The organism is Streptomyces sp. (genome assembly GCF_035645055.1).
In the GTDB taxonomy this organism is placed as follows: Bacteria; Actinomycetota; Actinomycetes; order Streptomycetales; family Streptomycetaceae; genus Streptomyces.
On record NZ_DASQNH010000001.1, the window covers coordinates 134,466 to 152,115 of the forward strand.

Below are 17,650 nucleotides of genomic sequence, written 5' to 3' on the forward strand. Positions count from 1 at the left end.
CAACGCACGCGCGCGTGGACGGGGCTCGACGCCGCCGCCCGCCGTTCAGCCCTGCGCCACCGACGGCGACGCCGACGCGGAGGCCGACTTGCAGCTCTGCTGCTTGGCCATGGCCTGGCCGACCTCGCCCTCCTCCAGCGTCTTCAGCGCGTCGCTGCCGGTCTTGCCGAGCTTCTTCATCTCGGCGGCGATGTCCTTGAGTCCGGCGGCGAACTTGCCCTGGTCCTTGGTGTCGAGCGCGTCGACCTGCTTCTGCAGGGAGGCGTAGGAGGCCGAGATGGCGTTCAGTTCCTTGACCGCGTCCTGCTGCTTCTTCTTGCCCTGGTCGACATTCGGCGGACCGGCCTTGGTCAGGGAGGTCCCGATCGCCTTGTAGGCGTCGGCGATGTCCTGGAACGCCTGCGAGTCGGCCTTCTGGACCTCCGCCGGCGTGCTGTTGTCCGAGGTCTCCTTCTGGATCGCGGCGTTGGCGGCCTTGATCGTCCTGGCCTGCGCCTGGAGGTCGTCGCAGACCTGCTTGGCCCAGGCGTCCAGCTCCTCGTTGCCGTCGTCGCCGGTGCATCCCGACAGCGCCAGTACCAGTACCGCACCGCCGGACAGTGCGGCCGCGAGCTTCTTGTTCACCGGATTGGTCCCTTCCATGGCTCTCGGCCCCGGAACATACACGCCATACGCGCGACCTCCACACACCGAATATCCGGATGGTTCGTGTTTGTCACTCTTTGCACGCGCGAGAGAAGGCTCACGGCCGGGACCCGACCGCCGTCCGGAGCGACCGTCGTCCGGAGCGCACAGCACGGGGCGGGCGGGTGACGCGTCAACGCGCGCCCCCCGCCCGCCCCTTGGGACGTGCGGTGCCCGGTGCCCTACGAAACCGCCGCCGCGTCCGGCGACTTGGAGCCCGTGGAGCCCGGCTGGTTGCCGTCCTCGTCGCCCATCGCGATCCCGCGCCGCTTCGAGACGTACACCGCGCCCACGATCACCAGGAACGCGAACACGGCGATCAGCACCCGTACGCCCACGTTCGCGTCGGCGCCGTACGAGAACTTGATGACCGCCGGCGCGATCAGCAGCGACACCAGGTTCATCACCTTCAGCAGCGGGTTGATCGCCGGACCCGCGGTGTCCTTGAACGGGTCGCCGACCGTGTCACCGATCACCGTGGCGGCGTGCGCGTCGCTGCCCTTGCCGCCGTGGTGGCCGTCCTCGACCAGCTTCTTGGCGTTGTCCCAGGCACCACCGGAGTTGGCGAGGAACACCGCCATCAGGGTGCCCGCGCCGATCGCGCCCGCGAGATAGGCGCCGAGCGCGCCGACCCCGAGCGTGAACCCGACGAAGATCGGCGCCATGACCGCGAGCAGGCCCGGCGTGGCCAGCTCCCGCAGCGCGTCCTTCGTGCAGATGTCGACGACCTTCCCGTACTCCGGTTTCTCGGTGTAGTCCATGATCCCGGGATGCTCGCGGAACTGCCGCCGCACCTCGAACACCACCGAACCCGCCGACCGTGACACGGCGTTGATGGCCAGTCCGGAGAAGAGGAAGACGACCGCCGCGCCCGCGATCAGGCCGACCAGGTTGTTGGGCTGCGAGATGTCCATCGCCAGGGTCAGCGGCGCGCCCTCGCCGCTGAGCTTCTCCCCGACGTCACGCGCCCCGGTGGTGATGGCGTCCCGGTACGACCCGAAGAGCGCCGCCGCCGCGAGCACGGCCGTGGCGATCGCGATGCCCTTGGTGATGGCCTTGGTGGTGTTGCCGACGGCGTCCAGGTTGGTGAGCACCTGCGCGCCCGCGCCCTGGACGTCGCCGGACATCTCCGCGATGCCCTGCGCGTTGTCGGAGACCGGCCCGAAGGTGTCCATCGCCACGATCACCCCGACCGTGGTGAGCAGCCCGGTGCCCGCCAGCGCCACCGCGAACAGCGCCAGCATGATCGACGTGCCGCCGAGCAGGAAGGCCCCGTAGACGCCGAGGCCGATCAACAGGGCGGTGTAGACGGCCGATTCGAGACCCACCGAGATCCCGGCGAGGACGACGGTGGCGGGGCCGGTGAGCGAGGACCTGCCGATGTCCCGCACCGGGCGGCGGTTGGTCTCGGTGAAGTAGCCGGTGAGCTGCTGGATGACGGCGGCGAGCAGGATGCCGATCGCCACCGCGACCAGCGCGAAGATCCGCGGGTCGCCGGCCTTCGCCAGGATCGCCTCGTCGGTGACCCCGTCCAGCTCGGAGTACTTCCCCGGCAGATAGGCGAAGACCGCGATCGCCACCAGCACCAGCGAGATCACCGCGGAGATGAAGAACCCGCGGTTGATCGCGCTCATCCCGCTGCGGTCGGCGCGCCGCGGGGCCACCGCGAAGATGCCGATCATCGCGGTGAGCACACCGATCGCCGGGACGAGCAGCGGGAACGCCAGCCCCGCGTCGCCGAACGCCGCGGTGCCCAGGATCAGCGCGGCCACCAGGGTCACGGCGTACGACTCGAAGAGGTCGGCCGCCATGCCCGCGCAGTCGCCGACGTTGTCGCCCACGTTGTCGGCGATGGTCGCGGCATTGCGCGGATCGTCCTCCGGAATGCCCTGCTCGACCTTGCCGACCAGGTCGGCGCCGACGTCGGCGGCCTTGGTGAAGATGCCGCCGCCGACCCGCATGAACATCGCGATCAGCGCGGCACCGAGGCCGAAGCCCTCCAGCACCTTCGGCGCGTCGGCCGCGTACACCAGCACCACACAGGAGGCGCCCAGCAGACCGAGCCCCACCGTGAACATGCCGACCACGCCACCCGTACGGAAAGCGATCTTCATCGCCTTGTGTGAGACGGCGGTGAGATCCTTTTCCGGCTCACCCGGCGCGGGAGTCGCCTCGCGGGCCGCCGCGGCGACCCGCACATTGCTGCGTACGGCGAGCCACATGCCGATATAACCGGTGGCCGCCGAGAACGCCGCTCCGATCAAGAAGAACACGGATCGTCCGGCGCGCTGATTCCAGTCGTCCGCGGGCAGCAGCAGGAGCAGGAAGAACACGACGACCGCGAATACGCCGAGTGTGCGCAGCTGCCGGGACAGATAGGCGTTCGCGCCCTCCTGCACCGCTGCCGCGATCTTCTTCATGCTGTCGGTGCCCTCGCCGGCCGCGAGCACCTGGCGCAGCAGCACCCCGGCGACCAGGAGGGCAGCCAGCGCCACGACTCCGATGACCACCACCATGGCTCGGTTGCCATCGGTGAGCACCGCTGCCGCGAGGGCTGTGGAGTGATCCAGCTGATCGAGCTGATCTGGAGAAGAAAGCCCCGCCATTCGTCCTCCTTGACGCTTGGGCTGAGCTCAAGATGTGGACGGATTCTAGAGATCTGTACCGGATCAAAACAGTACGCGGGAAACGGAATCCGTACACCCCGGCGTAGTCCGAGTAATGCCCCGAAAGCATTCTGGGCCATTCGAGTGAACGAGGGTGAACGGTGGCGATCCAGCAGTGATCGCAAATTGATCGTGAATTCCTTCACGAATTCCGCCGGGGGGCCGGCCTCGGCGAATCGGGGAAAAGAGTGAGGGCCCTGCTGAGCAGGGCCCTCGGTGTCGTGCGAGCGGTGCGCGTCAGGGGAGCACCGCGATCGGCGGGGGTGTGGTCGGCCAGGTCATCCGGATCGAACCACCGTCCGCTCCCGTGCTGACCTCCACGTCGTCGACGAGGCCGCTGATGACCGCGAGGCCCATCTCGTCCTCCTCGGTCTCCACGTCGACGTCCTCGGACGCCCCGGCCGTCCCGTCGTGCACCTGGTGCGGGGCCTCGTCGCCGACCTCGATGGAGAACTGCTTCTCCTCCTCGATCAGCAGAACCCGCACCGGCGCGGTGATCCCGCTGTGCTGGTGCAGTCCGACCGCGCGCGAGCAGGCCTCGCCGACGGCCAGCCGGACTTCGTCGAGGACGGCCTCGTCCACTCCGGCCTTACGGGCGACGGAAGCGGCCACCAGCCGGGCGGTCCTGACATGTCCGGGGACCGCGCTGAAGCGGAGCTCAACGGTGGCCATGCAATCCCCCTCGGAGCTACGGGCGTGCTGTCGGAAGGTCCGGGCCGCCGAAAGCCCGGACCCCCTTCCTTCCACTCTGCGACCCGGGCGACGGCCCGGACCGACGGGTCAGTCGGTCGCCTGCACCGCGTCCTCGACCGAGGTGTGAATGGGGAACACCTTGGTGAGTCCGGTGATGCGGAAGATCTTCAAAATGCGCTCCTGGTTGCAGACCAGGCGCAGCGAGCCCTCATGGGCACGCACACGCTTCAGGCCGCCGACCAGCACGCCGAGCCCGGTGGAGTCGAGGAAGTCCACGCCCTCCATGTCGACGACGAGGTGGAAACTGCCGTCGTTCACCAGCTCGACCAGCTGCTCGCGCAGCTTGGGCGCGGTATATACGTCGATTTCGCCACCGACCCTGACGATCGTGCGATCGCCCACGGTCTCGGTCGACAGGGACAGGTCCACGGATCCTCCAGCACCTTGCTATCGAGCGGTCGTCCTCGGGGCATCTCGGCTTTCAGCCCCCAGACGGTTCGCCAGCCGCGATGGCATTCAATCACTTACCGGCAGGCGTGCACGACGCCTTGGTCCCATTGTCCGTCACGCCGGTGACACACTCGGTGCCGATGGCCAAGAATCACCGTTCCGATCGATCCCCGACGGACCCCGTGTCCCGCCTCGCGCCGGGCACGCTCCTGGGCCGGCTCGCCTCGGGGCCGAGCCGGGCTTCGCGCATCACTCATACGGAGCACTTGCCCCCGCGCGCGGGTCGCCATGCCGTCTGGCCGGACCGGATCCGTCCGGAGGTCATCGCGGCGGTCCGGGCCGCGGGCATCGAACACCCCTGGGCCCACCAGGCGCGCGCCGCCGAGCACGCCCTGGACGGCGATTCCGTGGTGGTCGCCACCGGTACCGCGTCCGGCAAGTCCCTGGCGTATCTGGTCCCCGCCTTCTCCGCCCTTCTGGACGGCTCCGAGGCCCCGAACGGCCGCAGCTCCACCGCCCTCTACCTGGCCCCCACCAAGGCACTCGCGGCGGACCAGTGCCGATCGGTGAAGGAACTTTCACAATCTCTGGGCCATGCCGTTCGGCCGGCCGTGTACGACGGCGACACGCCGTTCGAGGAACGCGAGTGGATCCGCCAGTACGCCACCTACGTCCTCACCAACCCGGACATGCTGCATCGCGGCATATTGCCGTCCCACCCGCGTTGGGCCTCCTTCCTCAAGGCGCTCAAGTACGTCGTGATCGACGAGTGCCACACCTACCGGGGCGTCTTCGGCTCCCATGTCGCCCAGGTGCTGCGCCGGCTGCGCCGCCTGTGCGCCCGCTACGGTTCCGACCCCGTCTTCCTGCTGGCCTCCGCCACCGCCGCCGAACCCGCCGTCGCCGCCCGCCGGCTGACCGGCCTGCCGGTGGTGGAGGTCGCCGACGACGCCTCCCCGCGCGGGGAGCTGGTGTTCGCCCTGTGGGAGCCCCCGCTCACCGAGATGCAGGGCGAGAAGGGCGCCCCGGTCCGCCGCACCGCCACCGCCGAGACCGCCGACCTGCTGACCGACCTCACCCTCCAGGGCGTGCGCTCGGTCGCCTTCGTCCGCTCCCGGCGCGGCGCCGAACTGATCTCCGTCATCGCCCAGGAACGGCTCGGCGAGATCGACCGCTCGCTGGTGCGGCGCGTCGCGGCCTACCGGGGCGGCTACCTCCCCGAGGAGCGCCGTGCCCTGGAACACGCCCTGCACTCCGGTGAACTCCTCGGCCTCGCCGCCACCACCGCCCTGGAACTCGGCGTGGACGTCTCCGGCCTGGACGCGGTGGTGATCGCCGGCTACCCGGGCACCCGCGCGTCCCTGTGGCAGCAGGCCGGCCGCGCGGGCCGCTCCGGGCAGGGCGCCCTGGCCGTCCTGGTCGCCCGCGACGACCCGCTGGACACCTTCCTCGTCCACCACCCCGAGGCCCTGTTCGACCAGCCGGTGGAATCCACGGTCCTCGACCCCGACAACCCCTACGTCCTCGCCCCGCACCTGTGCGCCGCCGCCGCGGAACTGCCGCTCACCGAGGACGACCTCGAGCTGTTCGGGCCGCAGACCGCGGGCCTGCTGCCGCAGCTGGAGGCCGCGAAGCTGCTGCGCCGCCGCACCAGGGCCTGGCATTGGACCCGCCGGGAGCGGGCCGCCGACCTCACCGACATCCGCGGCGAGGGCGGGCGGCCGGTCCAGATCGTCGAGTCCGGCACCGGCCGGCTGCTCGGCACGGTCGACGAGGGCGCCGCGCACGCCTCCGTCCACGAGGGCGCCGTCCATCTCCACCAGGGCCGCACCTACCTGGTCCGCTCCCTCGACCTGGACGACTCGGTGGCACTCGTCGAGGAGGCCAGCCCGCCGTACTCCACGGTCGCCCGCGACACCACCTCCATCTCCGTCCTGGAGACCGACACCGAGATCCCGTGGGGCGAGGGCCGCCTCTGCTACGGCTCCGTCGAGGTCACCAACCAGGTGGTCTCGTTCCTCCGCCGGCGCCTGATCACCGGCGAGGTCCTGGGCGAGACGAAACTCGACCTCCCTCCTCGTACGCTGCGCACCCGCGCGGTGTGGTGGACGGTCACCGAGGACCAGCTCGACGAAGCCCGCATCAACCCCGAGATCCTGGGCGGGGCCCTGCACGCCGCCGAGCACGCCTCGATCGGCATGCTGCCGCTCTTCGCGACCTGCGACCGCTGGGACATCGGCGGCGTCTCGATCCCGCTGCACCCCGACACACTCCTGCCGACGGTCTTCGTCTACGACGGCCACCCCGGCGGCGCGGGCTTCGCCGAGCGCGCCTTCCACACGGCCCGGGCCTGGCTCACCGCCACCCGCCAGGCCATCGCCTCCTGCGAGTGCGACGCCGGCTGCCCGTCCTGCATCCAGTCCCCCAAGTGCGGCAACGGCAACGACCCCCTCCACAAGAGGGGCGCGGTCCGCCTCCTCACCGTGCTCCTGCGCGGCGCCCCGGAGGAGAAGCCGACAGAGGCGGAGGGCACGGAGGCGGAGGGTCCGGAGGAGCGACAGTCGGGGGCGGAGGGGGCGTAGCGCCCGGCAGTGCCTACGGCAGGCGCGGGAAGCCCGGCGCCTCTCCCTCCGAAGGGGAAGGGCCCATGCCGCCCGGCGGTGCCGGTGGGAGAGGCGGCGCCGGGCGGGCGGGGGCCGCCCCATCCGGGCCCGCCCGAGCTCTGACCTCGGCCGCGAAGGGCCCCGGACCCGCCGCCACCGACACGTCCGAGATCTCCCCGACGACCGCGCACCGCACGAGCCTCGTGCCCTGCGCCCGCGCCACCCGGTCCGCCCGGGCGCAGGCCTCGGCGGTGCCGCGCGCCCAGTGATCCGCCGCCGCGAGCGCCGCGAGGTCCGCGCCGCCCGCCGCGCGATGCCGGGCCACCACCGCCTGCCCCAGGGCGAGCACCACACCGAACACCACGCACAGCACGGCGATCACCCCGACGCTCCACACGGTGGCCGATCCCCGATCCGACCCGGCCCGGGCCCTCGCAAGGCGGCGCGTCACCGCCCTCATGACGACGCCCCCTCCACCGACACGCCTCCCGCTGCGCCTTCCGCTGCGCCCTCCCCGGACGCCCCTTCCACCGACGCACCCTCCCCTGACTCGCCCTCCCCTGACTCGCCTTCCACGGACGCGCCTTCCACGGACGCCACCGCCTCCTCACGTACCTCGAACGGCAGATCCCCCAGCACCGGCGGCGCGACGGTCACCACGACCCTGACCCGGTCCCCCTCCCGGGCGACCGTGACCTTCGCGCCGCGCGGCGCCGCCTCCCGGGCCAGTGCGGCGACCGCGTCGGCGGGGTCCTGGCGGGCCGCCGCACGGGCGCCGGTGCGGGCCGCGTCCACGCACTGGATCTGCGCGGCCACCACCAGCAGCCCCCACACCAGCGCCATCGCGACCGCCACCAGCACGGGCAGCACCACGGCCGACTCCGCCGTCACGAACCCCTCGTCCCGACGCGCCCGCCGCCGCTCACATCCCGGCATCGAGGGCCTGCTTCACGATGCTGTGCAGCTCCGCACTGACCTGTCCGCTGGTCACCACCTTGTACAGCACCAGCGCGAAGCCCGCCGCCGCGACGATCCCCACCGCGTACTCGGAGGTGACCATCCCGGCGTCCTTCCGCCCGCCGCGCAGTCCGCGCAGCACACCCACCAGGGCCCGCACGCGCGCCCGTACCACCTTGCTCATCCCGATCTCCTCACTCGTCCTCGTGCTCGTCGCTCGTACCTGTCCCGCTCGTTCTCGTCCGCCCTGGGTCACCGCAGCTCATCCACCACCTCCTCCCATCACCTCGCCCGCCATCCCGATCACCACGGGCAGCACGCCGACCGCGAGGAACGCGGGCAGGAAGCACAGCCCCACCGGTGCCGTCACCAGGACCGCCGCCCGCCGGGCCCGCACCGTCGCGGCGCGCGCCCAGCCGGCACGCGCGTCGGCCGCGAGCCGGGCGGCCGGTCCGGCGGCGGGCAGGCCCGACACATCGGCCCGTTCCAGCAGCCGTGCCAGCCCGTCCGCGCCCGGGATCGCGCCCAGCGCCCGCCAGGCCTCCCCCGGTTCGCCGCCCAGTCGCACCTCCGCCGCGCCCCGCGCCAGCGCCTGTCCGACGGGCCCACCCAGCGCCTCCCCTACGGCGTGCGCGGCCGTCACCGGGGCGGCGCCGGCGGCGACGCAGGCGGCCACCAGGTCGGCGGCGAGGGGCAGTTGCCGGGTGGCCGCACGGGCGTCCAGCACGGCACCGGCCGCCGTCCCGCGCTGCCGCCGGCGCCACCACCGCAGCGCCCCGGCCGCCAGCACTCCCGCCACGACCCCGGGAACGCCGCCGACCAGCGCCCACCCGGCGCCCGTCACGGCCACCTCGGGCAGCAGGCGCCGCGCCTCACCCGGCAGGTCCACACGCCGTCTCGCGGGCCGGGGCTCCAAGGGCAGCAGGGCCGCGAGCCGCCGCCGTACCCAGCGCCGCCGCCGCGCCGCCGCGATCCGGCGCACCAGCCAGCCGAGCACCAGCGCCGTCCCCAGCAGCATCCCCAGCCTGTGGACGGCCTCCGCGCCCACACCCGCCGCCTCCACGGCACTCACGCCGGCCGCCGCCTCCCCGCTCATGCCGCCTCCTCCGCGCTCCGGACGATCCGCAGCACCCACCACAGCCCCACGGCCTCCAGCACCCCGCCGAGCACCAGACAGGCCAGGCCCGGCCCGGTGTGCAGCAGCACGCGCAGGGGGTCGGCGCCCAGGGCGGTGCCCAGGAGGAGGCCCAGTGCGGGGAGTGCGGCGAGCATCGCCGCGGTGGCGCGGGCGCCGGACAACTGCGCCCGCAGTTCGGCGCGCTGGTCGCGTTCGGCGCGCAGGGCCGCTTCCAGCCGGTCGAGTCCGGCCGCGAGACCCGCGCCGTGGTCCACGGCGACCCGCCAGCACGCGGCGAGCCCCAGCAGCCCGTCGGCCCCCGGTTGCCGTGCGGCCGCCGTGAGCGCCCCCGGCACCTCGCCGCCGAAGCGGGCCGCCGCCAGCACCGCCGCCTGGGCGCCGGCGAGCCCTCCGGTGTCGCGCGCGGCCCGCAGCAGCGCCTCGCCGGGCTGCCGCCCGGCCCGCACCTCCCCGGCGAGCGCCGCGCACAGCGCGATCACCGCGTCGCCCCGGCGTTCCCGGGCCCGCCGCGCCTCCCGGGCCAGCCGCGCGCGGCGCAGCAGGGGCACTCCCGCCGCCCCCGCGACGACCGGCAGCGGCGACGAGCCCAGGACCGCGAGCAGCAGACCGGCGACCACCGCCCACCACTCGGCCCGCAGCCGCCCGCGCAGCCGTCGCCCCAGGTCCGCCCACCGCCGCGGCACCGGCGGCCCGGTCCCCACCGTCCCGCCGCCCGCGAGCAGCAGCCGGGCCCGGCGCGCCCCGGAGTGCGGGCCGCCCATCGCCCAGGCCGCGGCTCCGGCGCACAGCACCGCCGCACTCATCGCCGTCCCGCCCACCGCTGTCTCACCCATGTCGCGCTCCCTCGGTCCCCTCGTCGCTCCACTCGTCGCCGAGCAGCTCCCGCAGCCGCTCCCAGCCCCGCTCGTACGCGAACCCCCGCGCGCCCCACCGCAGCGCCGGCACCGTCCGCACCAGCCCGGTCGGGTCCCGCTCCAGCACCCGCACCTCGGCGATCCGGCGCCGTCCGGACCGGTCGCGTACCAGGTGCAGCACGACCGACAGGGCTGCCGCGAGCTGGCTGTGCAGCGCGGCCCGGTCGAGCCCGGCGGCGGTGCCCAGCGCTTCCAGCCGGGCCGGCACATCGGCGGCGGCGTTGGCGTGCACGGTGCCGCAGCCGCCTTCGTGGCCGGTGTTCAACGCGGCCAGCAGGTGGACCACTTCGGCCCCGCGCACCTCGCCGACGACCAGCCGGTCGGGCCGCATCCGCAGCGCCTGGCGCACCAGGTCCTCCAGCGTGACCAGGCCCGCGCCCTCCTGGTTGGCGGGTCTGGTCTCCAGCCGGACGACGTGCGGATGGTCCGGCCGCAGCTCCGCGGAGTCCTCGGCGAGCACGATCCGCTCACCCGGCCCGACCAGCCCGAGCAGGGCGCTGAGCAGGGTCGTCTTGCCACTGCCGGTGCCGCCGCTGATCAGGAAGGACAGCCGGGCCCGCAGCAGCGCGCGCAGCACCCGGTCGCCGCCCGGCGGCACGGTGCCCGCCGTGACCAGTTCGTCGAGCGTGAACGCGCGCGGCCGGACCACCCGCAGGGCCAGGCAGGTGCAACCGACCGCCACCGGCGGCAGTACCGCGTGCAGCCGGGTGCCGTCGGGCAGCCGGGCGTCGACCCAGGGCCGGGCGTCGTCGAGCCGTCGTCCGGCCACGGCCGCCAGGCGCTGGGCGAGCCGTCGTACGGCGCCCGCGTCCGCGAACGCCACGGACGTCAGCTCCAGTCCGCCGCCCCGGTCCACCCACACCCGGTCCGGTGCCGAGACCAGGACGTCGGTCACCGACGGATCGGCGAGCAACGGCTCCAGTGGCCCGCTGCCGACCAGCTCGGACCGCAACCGCTCGGCGGTGCCGAGGACTTCGGCGTCGCCGAGCACCCTCCCCTGCTCGCGCAGCGCCTGCGCCACCCGTGCGGGTGTGGGCTCTGCCCCGTGCTCGGCCAGCCACTGCCGAACCCCGTCCAGGAGAGGCACGGACAGGCCCGGCACGGACACGCCCGGCGGGGAGAGTCCCGGCGACGAGAGTCCCGGCGGGGAAGGGCTCCGCGCGGAGCGACCCGGCGCGGCGGCGTGCCGGCGGTTCATGCCGCTCCCGCCTCGACCAGCGCCCGCTCCCAGAAGTCCTTGCAGAACCGCGCCAGCGGCCCGCGACCGCCCGCGCCCGGCGGCGCCTTGCCGTCGACCGCGCGCGACAGCCCGGACTCCACGGGCAGTTCTCCGGCCAGGGGCAGCCCGAGCAGCCGGGCCACCTCGCGGTCGTCCAGGCCCGGGGCGTACGGCCCGCGGACCGCGACGCGCAGATCGCGCAGCACCATGCCGACGGCGGAGGCCACCCGTCCGGCCGCCGCGACGGCCCGCAGCTCGGCGGGGACGACGAGGATTCCGATGTCGAGCTGGGCGAGGACTTCGGCGACACCGTCGTCGATCCGGCGGGGCAGATCGACGACGACAGCGCCGCCGCGGCGCCGGGCGGCGGCGAGCACCGCCCGTACGGCCTGCGGGGCGATGGCGAGACAGTCGCCGCGGTCCCAGCTGAGCACCCGCAGCGCGTGCAGCTCGGGCAGCGACTCCTCCAGGGCGCCGCTGCCGACCCGGCCGCGCGAGGCGGCGAAGGCGGGCCAGCGCAGTCCGTCGGCGGTCTCGCCGCCGAGCAGGATGTCGAGCCCGCCGCCGAGCGGGTCGGCGTCCACGAGCAGGGTGCGCAGGCCCTCCCGCGCGGAGGTGACGGCGAGGGCACACGCGAGCGTGGAGGCTCCTGCGCCGCCCCGGCCGCCGATGACGCCGACGGTGAGCGCGGGCCGGCCGACGCCCTCGGCGACATCCGCGATCCGGTCGACCAGCCACTGCTCACCGTCGGGCAGCATCAGGACGTGATCGGCGCCGATCTCCACGGCGCGCCGCCACACCCCGGGGTCGTCCTGGTCCCGCCCGACCAGCACCACCCCGCCGTTGCGCGCGGTGCCGCGCAGCCGCCGCGCGGCGTCATCGCCGACCAGCACGAGCGGCGCCGCCTCCCAGCCGCCGCCGCGCTCGGGCGGGCCGTGCCGGACCTCGGGTGTGGCTCCGGCCGCCGCGCACAGCCGGAGCAGATCGTCGAGGAGATCGGGGTCCTCGGTGACGATCAGCGGTCGGCCCGGCCGCCCCCCGGTGGCGGACGGCTGATCGGATGTGATGGTTCCGGCCATGACGGATGTCCCCCTTCACTGTCTGAAGCTGTCCGAGCTGTCTGGGCTGTCTGGGCTCTTCAGCTGTCTGACCGTGTCGCTCATGGGCCTCGCAGGCCCGCGATAACGTCGGATGAAGAACCGGCGATCGGACCGCCCATATGAGCGGCCGACAGAAACCGGCCATACGCGCACCGCAAACGGAACCGTCCAGGAACTCGCCCGGAGCGATGCGCGTGGGAATCACGATGCGGCGAACGCGGAAATAATGTGGATCTTGGTCGATAACTGTGGACAACTGGATCCCTGTGAATATCGCCGTCACCCATACCGGTGAGTCCCTGGCGCCTCCACGCCATCTCCCGTGCGACTTCCGCAGAGCAGTCCGTCGACTACAGAGCGTGACGGATCATGGGCGTGCCGAAAGGGCGGCCGCAGCCGCCCGAACGCGGCGCCGAAGCCGCACAGCGAAGGGAAAAACCCACCCGGACATGCGACGACCCCCGCCGGGGGGGAGAGCGGGGGTCGTCCCCACGGCCGACTCGGGGGGGGAGGAGTCGGACCGGGTTAGCACGGTCGCGAACGATCCGTGACTTCCATGGTGTACCCGAGAGCCCTCTCAGGCAAACCCACGCGCCCCACCTTACGCCGAATGGGCTGCCCCTATGCTCAGGGGCGTGGAAAACCACTCCTTGCCCCGCACAGCGGCCTTCTTTGACCTGGACAAGACGGTCATTGCGAAGTCGAGCACGCTCACCTTCAGCAAGTCCTTCTACCAAGGCGGACTGATCAACCGCAGGGCCGCCTTGCGCACCGCATACGCCCAGTTCGTCTTCCTCGTCGGCGGCATGGACCACGCCCAGATGGAACGGACGCGCGAGTATCTGTCCCGGCTCGTCCGCGGCTGGAACGTCCAGCAGGTCAAGGAGATCGTCGCCGAGACGCTGCACGACCTCATCGACCCGCTCATCTACGACGAGGCCGCCTCGCTCATCGAGGAGCACCACATCGCCGGCCGCGACGTGGTGATCGTCTCCACCTCGGGCTCCGAGGTGGTCGAGCCGATCGGTGAGCTGCTGGGCGCCGACCGGGTGGTGGCCACCCGGATGGTCGTCGGCGAGGACGGCTGCTACACCGGCGAGGTCGAGTACTACGCCTACGGCCCCACGAAGGCGGAGGCGATCCGGGAACTCGCCGCGTCCGAGGGCTACGACCTGGCGCGCTGCTACGCCTACAGCGACTCCGCGACCGACCTGCCGATGCTGGAGTCGGTCGGATATCCGCACGCCGTGAACCCGGACCGCGCGCTGCGCCGGGAGGCCGTCGCGCGCGGCTGGCCGATCCTCGACTTCCATCGTCCGGTCCGGCTCAAACAGCGCATCCCCGCGTTCTCCGTACCGCCGCGCCCCGCCCTGGTCGCGGCGGCGGCGATAGGAGCGGCCGCGGCCACGGCGGGTCTCGTCTGGTACACCAGCCGGCGTCGCGCCACGCTTTAGCCGCCACCTGATCCCTATTTGAACCTAAAAGTAAAAAGTAGAGCCACCACTTCCGCTTGTTGCCGCGCTGGAGTACAATGGACTCAACGGCCCGCGAGACCAAGGACATCCGAGAGGATCACCTTAAGAACGCAATTGGCCCCACGGACCGAAGCATGAACACCGGGCACCCACGCGACGTCGACCCGTCGATTACGGGCCAGCCGCACCAGGTACGGGCGAAGTCCCCGACCTGATGGGCGACATTCGAGGACGCTTGGTAACTCGGTGATCATGCCAGCGGCGGTACGAGCACTCGTACCGCCGCAACCCTTTTCCCGGCCCTCCGCAGGCCTCTTTCCGGCCCTTCCCGCCGTCTACGCCGCTCCGCGCTGCAGCGCCTCGCAGACCGCGGTCGACTCGCGCACGCCCAGCTCGACCGCCTTGCCGCAGTGGGCGATCCAGGCCGCCATGCCCTCAGCCGTGCCGGACAGATAACCGTCGAACGCGGTCAGATAGGCATCCCTCCCCAGCTCGGCGTGGCCCACCTCGGCCGGACAGACCGACTTCGGGTCCAGTCCGCTGCCGACCAGGACGATCCGCTCGGCCGCGCGCGCGACCAGGCCGTTGCGGGAGACGAAGGGACGCAGCGCGAGCAGTTCGCCGTGCACGACCGCTGCCGTGACGAGCGCGGGGGCGGAACCCCCCGCGATGATCAGCTCCGCCAGCCCCTCCAGTCGGGCCGACACCTCGTCGGCGCCCGGCAGCGGCTGCTCGATCAGCGGCTCGTGGACCGGCTCGCCCGGCTGCCGCGGGCGGCCCACCTGGTCGGCGTTGTCGGCCGCCGCGACCAGGTGCAGCCGCGCCAGCACCCGCAACGGGGACTGCCGCCAGATGGACAGCAGCTGCCCGGCCTCTGCGGTCAGCCGCAGCGCCGCGCCCACGGTGCGGGCCTCGTCGTCACCGCTGAAGTCGGTACGCCGGCGCACCTCCTCCAGGGCCCAGTCGGCGCCGGACAGGGCCGCCGAACCCCGGGCGCCGCGCAGGGCCGCCTCCGAGGTGATCTCGTTGCTGCGGCGCCGCATGACCCGGTGCCCGTAGACCCGGTCCACGGCCTTGCGCACGGACTCCACGGAGTCGGCCACACCGGGCAGTGCGCCCAGGGCCGCGAGGGGGTCCCGATCGGCAGTCGCGCCTGTCGTACTCATGAGTACGACATTACGCATCCCGGGGCCGAACCCCACGAAGGAGTGGTCTTCTTCACGTCCGCTCCGCGCGCGCGGGGCTCGCACCACTAGGCTTACTGAACATGAAAATTGCTTTCGTCGGGAAGGGCGGGAGCGGCAAGACCACCCTGTCCTCCCTGTTCATCCGTCACCTGACAGCCACCGGCGCTCCGGTCGTCGCCGTCGACGCCGACATCAACCAGCACCTCGGGGTCGCGCTCGGACTCGACGAGACGGAGGCCGCCGCGCTCCCCGCGATGGGCGACCACCTGCCGCTGATCAAGGACTACCTGCGCGGCGCCAACCCGCGGATCGCCTCCGCCGCGACGATGATCAAGACCACCCCGCCCGGTGAGGGCTCGCGGCTGCTGCGGGTGCGCGAGGACAACCCGGTCTACGACGCCTGCGCCCGGCCGGTGGCCCTCGACGGCGGCACCGCCCGTCTGATGGTCACCGGCCCCTTCACCGAAGCCGACCTGGGGGTGGCCTGCTACCACTCCAAGACCGGAGCGGTGGAGTTGTGCCTGAACCACCTCGTCGACGGCCGTGACGAGTACGTGGTGGTCGACATGACCGCGGGCTCCGACTCCTTCGCCTCCGGCATGTTCACCCGTTTCGACATCACGTTCCTCGTCGCCGAGCCGACCCGGAAGGGGGTCTCCGTCTACCGCCAGTACAAGGAGTACGCCCGCGACTACGGCGTCCGGCTGAAGGTCGTCGGCAACAAGGTGCAGGGCCAGGACGACCTCGACTACCTGCGCGAGCAGGTCGGGGACGACCTGCTCGTCACGGTCGGGCACTCCGACTGGGTGCGCGCGATGGAGAAGGGCCGCCCGCCCCGGTTCGACCTCCTGGAGGACGCCAACCGCCGCGCCCTGCGGGCCCTGGGGGCGGCCGCCGACGCGGCGTACGACGAGCGCGACTGGGAGCGCTACACCCGCCAGATGGTGCACTTCCACCTGAAGAACGCCCGGTCCTGGGGCAACGAGCGGACCGGAGCCGACCTGGCGGCGCAGGTCGACCCCGACTTCGTGCTCGGCGAGAGCGTGGTGGCGAACGCCTGACACCGCTCCCGCCGAGCGCCGCCGGCTAGCCCTTGTCCGCCGGCGCCCCGGGAACGCCCTTCGGGGCCGGGGCCGGACGGCCCGCCAGGAAGGACGCCCAGCCCTGCTTCGGGGCCTCGCCGACCTTCAGCGTGCGCAGCTTCGCGAGGGTCTGTGGGTCCTGGGCGTCCAGCCAGTCGGCCAGCTGCCGGAAGGAGACGCAGCGCACCTCGGACTTGGTGCACACCCGCTCGATGACCTCCTCGACGGCGCGCATGTAGGTGCCGCCGTTCCAGGACTCGAAGTGGTTGCCGATGATCAGAGGCGCGCGATTGCCGTCGTAGGCGCGGCGGAAGCCCATGAGCAGGCCGTCGCGCATCTGGTCGCCCCACGCGTCGTACTTGTCGGGGTCACCCTGGGTGGTGGTGCCGGACTGGTTGACCATGAAGTTGTAGTCCATGGTCAGCTGCTCATAGGAGCGCCCGGGGAACGGCACGAGCTGCATCGACAGGTCCCACAGTCCCTGCTTCTTCCGCGGCCACACCTGGTCGTTGACCCCGCTGGTGTCATAGCGGAAGCCCAGCTCGCGGGCGGCCTTCATGAAGTTGCGCTGGCCCTCCAGGCAGGGCGTGCGGGCGCCGATCAGCTCCCTGTCGTAGTCGAACGGCAGCGGTGCCGCCTCGGCCATCCCGGTGTTGGTCTTCCAGGACTTCACGAACCGCTTGGCCTGGAAGATCTCGTCCTTCCACTCGTCCACCGACCACTCGCCGACGCCGCCGCCCTTGCCGCAGAAGTGGCCGTTGAAGTGGGTGCCGATCTCGTTGCCCTCCAGCCAGGCCAGCCGGAGTTGCTTCACGGTGTCGGCGATGCCCTGCCGGTCGTTGAAGCCGATGTCGGAGCGGCCCGGTGAGTGCTGCGGCGGCTTGTAGAGGTCGGCCTTGTCCTCCGGCAGCAGATACACCCCGCTGAGGAAGTACGTCATCGTGGCGTTGTTCGCCTTGGCGACCTTGCGGAAGTGGGAGAACAGCCGCTGGCTGTCCTCGCCGGCGCCGTCCCAGGAGAACACCACGAACTGCGGCGGCCGCTGTCCGGGCTTCATCCGCTCGGGCCGGGGCAGATGCGGCTGGGCACCGGTGAACGCCGTGGAGCCGTCGCCGATCAGCCGGAAGGGGCTTTTGGGGGCCGGGGCCGCCTTGGGCTTCTGCGGCCCGCCGGCGCCCTCCTTCACGGTGTCGGAGCCTGCCGAGCAACCGGCGAGCGACAGGGCACAGACCGCGGCGACCACGGCGCCCGCGGCGATCCTCTGGGTGGCGGCCATCTTCCGCCCACCTACTTCCTTCTCTCGGGCCAACGCCGCTGAGGGCGCTTTCAGGTGATGTGCGCGCTGTACGGCCGTCTGCGGTGTTATGCCGGGCCAAGCCGACAGCGCCGCCAAGGTCGCACGGGACCGAGAAGGAATTAGTACGACAAGCCGATCAAAGACTTGGTTCACTCTCTGGAGTGATTCTTTGACCTATTTGCCGG

The 17,650-nt window shown here is 72.4% G+C and carries 16 protein-coding genes; 3 read left to right on the forward strand and 13 right to left on the reverse strand.

Annotated elements, in window-relative coordinates; translation table 11 throughout:
• Positions 1-45: 45 nt before the first annotated feature.
• The 4 genes from VE614_RS00605 to bldG form a co-directional block, all read right to left on the reverse strand.
• On the reverse strand, positions 46-642 hold the full coding sequence (locus VE614_RS00605; protein ID WP_324930096.1) for a small secreted protein: 597 nt from the start codon (positions 640-642) through the stop codon (positions 46-48).
• Positions 643-866: 224 nt separating this feature from the next.
• Positions 867-3,290, reverse strand: a complete 2,424-nt coding sequence (locus VE614_RS00610; RefSeq protein WP_324930099.1) for a sodium-translocating pyrophosphatase — start codon at positions 3,288-3,290, stop codon at positions 867-869.
• 297 nt (positions 3,291-3,587) lie between these two features.
• Positions 3,588-4,022 (reverse strand): ATP-binding protein, encoded by a 435-nt coding sequence (locus VE614_RS00615; RefSeq protein WP_324930102.1) that lies wholly within the window; start codon positions 4,020-4,022, stop codon positions 3,588-3,590.
• A gap of 108 nt (positions 4,023-4,130) precedes the next feature.
• A complete protein-coding gene (gene bldG / locus VE614_RS00620) occupies positions 4,131-4,472 on the reverse strand; it encodes an anti-sigma factor antagonist BldG (RefSeq protein ID WP_324930105.1) in 342 nt (113 codons plus the stop codon).
• 80 nt (positions 4,473-4,552) lie between these two features.
• Between bldG and VE614_RS00625 the strand changes: the two genes are divergently transcribed.
• On the forward strand, positions 4,553-7,075 hold the full coding sequence (locus VE614_RS00625; RefSeq protein WP_324930108.1) for a DEAD/DEAH box helicase: 2,523 nt from the start codon (positions 4,553-4,555) through the stop codon (positions 7,073-7,075).
• A gap of 13 nt (positions 7,076-7,088) precedes the next feature.
• Here the strand turns inward: VE614_RS00625 and VE614_RS00630 are convergent, their stop codons facing one another.
• The 7 genes from VE614_RS00630 to ssd all read right to left on the reverse strand — a co-directional run bounded on the left by VE614_RS00630 (position 7,089) and on the right by ssd (position 12,403).
• Complete coding sequence (locus tag VE614_RS00630; protein ID WP_324930111.1) at positions 7,089-7,556, reverse strand: Rv3654c family TadE-like protein; 468 nt, start codon at positions 7,554-7,556, stop codon at positions 7,089-7,091.
• Positions 7,553-7,987: a TadE family type IV pilus minor pilin gene (locus tag VE614_RS00635; RefSeq protein ID WP_414719462.1), complete on the reverse strand. Its 435-nt coding sequence runs from the start codon at positions 7,985-7,987 to the stop codon at positions 7,553-7,555. The genes VE614_RS00630 and VE614_RS00635 overlap by 4 nt, the downstream gene beginning before the upstream one ends.
• 31 nt (positions 7,988-8,018) lie before the next feature.
• Positions 8,019-8,237: a DUF4244 domain-containing protein gene (locus VE614_RS00640; protein ID WP_324930119.1), complete on the reverse strand. Its 219-nt coding sequence runs from the start codon at positions 8,235-8,237 to the stop codon at positions 8,019-8,021.
• A gap of 78 nt (positions 8,238-8,315) precedes the next feature.
• Complete coding sequence (locus VE614_RS00645) at positions 8,316-9,101, reverse strand: type II secretion system F family protein (protein WP_324930300.1); 786 nt, start codon at positions 9,099-9,101, stop codon at positions 8,316-8,318.
• 44 nt (positions 9,102-9,145) lie between these two features.
• The gene (locus VE614_RS00650) at positions 9,146-10,024 is read right to left on the reverse strand and encodes a type II secretion system F family protein (protein WP_324930122.1); all 879 of its coding nucleotides are present in this window, start codon (positions 10,022-10,024) and stop codon (positions 9,146-9,148) included.
• Positions 10,017-11,303: a TadA family conjugal transfer-associated ATPase gene (locus tag VE614_RS00655; RefSeq protein ID WP_324930125.1), complete on the reverse strand. Its 1,287-nt coding sequence runs from the start codon at positions 11,301-11,303 to the stop codon at positions 10,017-10,019. The genes VE614_RS00650 and VE614_RS00655 overlap by 8 nt, the downstream gene beginning before the upstream one ends.
• Positions 11,300-12,403 carry a septum site-determining protein Ssd gene (gene ssd / locus VE614_RS00660; RefSeq protein ID WP_324930129.1) on the reverse strand — a complete coding sequence of 368 codons (1,104 nt, stop codon included), beginning with the start codon at positions 12,401-12,403 and terminating at the stop codon, positions 11,300-11,302. The genes VE614_RS00655 and ssd overlap by 4 nt, the downstream gene beginning before the upstream one ends.
• A 644-nt stretch (positions 12,404-13,047) precedes the next feature.
• On the opposite strand from ssd, the gene VE614_RS00665 reads away from it, so the two are divergent.
• Positions 13,048-13,878, forward strand: a complete 831-nt coding sequence (locus tag VE614_RS00665) for an HAD family hydrolase (RefSeq protein WP_324930132.1) — start codon at positions 13,048-13,050, stop codon at positions 13,876-13,878.
• A 356-nt stretch (positions 13,879-14,234) separates the two neighbouring features.
• On the opposite strand, the gene VE614_RS00670 is transcribed toward VE614_RS00665, so the two are convergent.
• A complete protein-coding gene (locus tag VE614_RS00670; protein ID WP_324930136.1) occupies positions 14,235-15,065 on the reverse strand; it encodes an oxidoreductase in 831 nt (276 codons plus the stop codon).
• A gap of 101 nt (positions 15,066-15,166) precedes the next feature.
• Here VE614_RS00670 and VE614_RS00675 point away from each other — a divergent pair, with 101 nt between their 5' ends.
• Complete coding sequence (locus VE614_RS00675; protein WP_324930139.1) at positions 15,167-16,147, forward strand: ATP-binding protein; 981 nt, start codon at positions 15,167-15,169, stop codon at positions 16,145-16,147.
• A gap of 25 nt (positions 16,148-16,172) precedes the next feature.
• Here VE614_RS00675 and VE614_RS00680 read toward each other — a convergent pair whose 3' ends face one another.
• Positions 16,173-17,444 carry a hypothetical protein gene (locus VE614_RS00680; RefSeq protein WP_324930141.1) on the reverse strand — a complete coding sequence of 424 codons (1,272 nt, stop codon included), beginning with the start codon at positions 17,442-17,444 and terminating at the stop codon, positions 16,173-16,175.
• Positions 17,445-17,650 lie beyond the last annotated feature (206 nt).